The organism is Zoogloea sp., from assembly GCF_044344315.1.
In the GTDB taxonomy this organism is placed as follows: Bacteria; Pseudomonadota; Gammaproteobacteria; order Burkholderiales; family Rhodocyclaceae; genus Zoogloea.
The window spans coordinates 1-2,930 of sequence record NZ_JBIJDC010000196.1 but is presented as its reverse complement, the minus strand read 5'-3'; the positions used below and the strand labels follow the sequence as shown (position 1 = coordinate 2,930).

At 68.0% G+C, this 2,930-nt stretch carries 3 protein-coding genes; all 3 read left to right on the top strand.

Annotation, left to right across the window (positions count from 1 at the left end; all coding sequences use genetic code 11):
• Positions 1-137 precede the first annotated feature (137 nt).
• Positions 138-1,010 carry a fumarylacetoacetate hydrolase family protein gene (locus tag ACIQ09_RS22100; protein ID WP_398314568.1) on the top strand — a complete coding sequence of 291 codons (873 nt, stop codon included), beginning with the start codon at positions 138-140 and terminating at the stop codon, positions 1,008-1,010.
• A gap of 18 nt (positions 1,011-1,028) precedes the next feature.
• Positions 1,029-1,934, top strand: a complete 906-nt coding sequence (locus tag ACIQ09_RS22095) for a 3-hydroxyacyl-CoA dehydrogenase (RefSeq protein WP_398314566.1) — start codon at positions 1,029-1,031, stop codon at positions 1,932-1,934.
• Positions 1,931-2,930: thiolase family protein (locus ACIQ09_RS22090; protein WP_398314564.1), on the top strand; the 1,000-nt coding region annotated here is incomplete at its 3' end. The genes ACIQ09_RS22095 and ACIQ09_RS22090, both read left to right, overlap by 4 nt.

Genomic DNA, 2,930 nt, shown 5'->3' with positions numbered 1-2,930 from the left:
GCGGTGCGGCACGATCTGACCGAGGGTCTGCGCCTGTCGGACGCGGATCTGCAGAAGATCCGCTGGGGCAATGCCTGCGAGCTGCTGCATCTGGACCCGGCCAAGGTGGGGGCGGTGGCCAAGCAGGGGGAGGCAGCATGAAGATTGCCCGCTGCACCGAGGGCGGCGCCCCGTTCTGGGCACTGGTCGATACCGACACCCAAACCCTGCAGCCCATTGCTGGTGCCTTTGCTGACTGGGGCCCGGCGCTGACCCGGGCCATAGCTGCCGGCAAAGCAGAGGAAGGGCGCGCCGCGCTGCCGCTGGCGGGGGAAGCCCGTCCGCTGGGCAGCGTGCGTCTGCTTCCGCCGATTGAGCCGATCAACCGGGTGGTGGTGGCTGGCGCCAACTACGCCAAACACCTCGCCGACGACTTCGGCCTCAAGGCACCGCCCCAGCCGATTGCGTTCCTGAAGGCCTACGGCGCGCTGATCGGCGCCCATGATCCGATTCGCTATCCACCGCTCACCCAGGAACTCGACCACGAGGTCGAGCTGGTGGTGGCTGTCGGCTCTGCTCCGGTGAATCTCGCTGACCCTCTCTCCAGCGTGCTGGGTTACACCGTCGGCAACGACGTAAGTGCCCGTGACCTGCAGCGCAGCGGCCCGGTGGGCATCGGCATGGACCTCTTCGCCGCCAAGAGCCAGGACCGCAGCACCGGCCTCGGCCCGTGGATCGTCACTCGTGACGAGTTTCCGGCCGGCAGCCCCAAGCTGCGCTTGACGCTCAAGGTGAATGGCGAAACCCGCCAAGACGGTAACACCGCCGAGATGACCTGGGACGTGGCCCAACTGGTGGCCTTCGTCCAGGCTCGATCCAGCTTTACCGGTGGTGACGTGATGTTCACCGGCTCGCCGGCGGGTGTGGGGCAGGGCACCGGGCGCTTTCTGAATCCGGGTGATGTGGTCGAGGCCAGCGTCGAAGGCATCGGCACGATCAGCAACGTCGTCGGCCCCAAGGCCGGCGCCTAAATTAAAGAGAGACACAGCATGATTGTCAAAGACTCCCGCGTTGTTGTTGTGGGTGCCGGGCTGATGGGTACGGGGATCGCCCACGCCTTTGCATCCAGCGGCTTTGCCACCACCCTCGTCGACAGCAACGCCGAGGCCCTGGCCCGGGCCCAAGCGAGCATCCACGCCATCCTCGAGGGCGGGGTCAAACTGGGCAAACTGGCCCCCGAGCTGGCCGACGCCGCCAAGGCTCGCCTGAGCCTCTGCGAGGATCTGACGGGCGCGGCCGAGGGGGCCCGGCTCCTCGTCGAAACGGTCTCCGAGAACCTCGCCGTCAAGAAAGCCGTCCTGACCGAAGCCGCCACGGTGCTGGCGCCGGGGGCCATCATCGCCACCAACACCTCGGCCCTGTCGGTCACCGAGATCGCCGCCTCGGTGCCTGCCCCCGAGCGGGTCATCGGCATGCACTTCTTCAACCCCGTGCACAAGATGAAGCTGGTCGAACTGGTGCTGGGCATCGCCACCGACGCCGCCACCGTGGCCACCAGCCGGGCGTGGTGCGAGGCCATCGGCAAGACCTCGATCCTCGTCAACGAATCCCCCGGCCTCACCACCAGCCGCATGTCCGCCATGCTCGGCAACGAAGCCATGTGGATGCTGCAGGAAGGCACCGCCAGTGCCGAGGACATCGACACTGCCCTCCGGATGGGCTTCAACCACCCGATGGGTCCGCTCGAACTGGGGGATCTGACCGGCTGGGACACCCGCCTGTCGGTGCTGCGCTACCTGCACAGCACCCTCGGCGAGAAATTCCGCCCCTGTCCGCTGATCATCAAGATGGTGGCCGCCGGCCGCTACGGCCGCAAGAGCGGCCACGGCGTGTACCAGTACGACGAAGCCGGCCAGCGCGTGCCCCACTCCGGCCTCAAGGCCAGCGCGCTATGAGCGATGTCTACATCGTCGAAGCCGTCCGCACCCCGGTCGGCAAATACAAGGGCAGCCTGGCCGGCGTGCGCGCCGATCACCTCGGCGCCCACGTCCTCAACGCCCTGGTTACCCGTGCCGGGATCCGTCCGGAAGAGGTGAGCGACGTCCTCTTCGGCTGCGTCACCCAGGTGGGCGAACAATCGGCCAACATCGCCCGCACCGCCCTGCTGGGCGCCGGCTGGCCGGTGACCATCCCCGGCCTGACGATTGACCGCAAGTGCGGCTCCGGTGAAGTGGCCGTGCATGTCGGCGCCGGGCTCATCGCTGCCGGCAGTGCCGACGTCGTCGTCGCTGGCGGGGCCGAGAACATGAGCCGCGTGCGCATGGGCGGCAACCGGGAAATCTACGGTGAGGCCTTCGGCTGGCTCGCCGCCGAACGCTACGAGCTGACCAGCCAGGGCGAAGCCGCCGAGCGGGTCGCCGAGCACTGGAACCTTACCCGCGAAGCCCTCGACGCCTTCGCCGTGCGCAGCTACCAGAAAGCCGCCGCGGCCGCCGAGGCCGGCTACTTCACCCGGGAAATCGCTCCCGTTCCTGTCAATGACCTCAAAGACAAGGACTGGGCCGAACCCACCGTCGCCCTGTTCACCGCCGACGAAACCATCCGTCCGGGCACCGCCGCCGAAAAGCTGGCCACCCTCAAGAGCAGCTTCCGTCCCGAGGGCCGGCTCACCGCCGGCAATTCCTCGCAGATCTCCGACGGCGCCGCAGTGTTGCTGCTGATGTCGGAAGCCGCGGTCAAGCGCCTGGGCGTTACCCCGAAAGCGCGGATCCGCGCCTTCACCACGGTCGGCTCCGACCCGACGCTGATGCTCACCGGCCCGATTGCGGCCACCCGCCGGGTGCTGGCGCAGGCCGGGCTGAGTCTGGCGGACATCGACCTGTACGAAGTGAACGAAGCCTTCGCCCCGGTGCCGCTGATGTGGCAGCAGGAGCTGGGGGCGGATCTGGAGA

Excerpts from the sequence above, each read along its gene's own strand:
- ACIQ09_RS22100 (WP_398314568.1), top strand. The coding sequence starts at position 138 with ATGAAGATTGCCCGCTGCACCGAGGGCGGCGCCCCGTTCTGGGCACTG.
- ACIQ09_RS22095 (WP_398314566.1), top strand. The coding sequence starts at position 1,029 with ATGATTGTCAAAGACTCCCGCGTTGTTGTTGTGGGTGCCGGGCTGATG.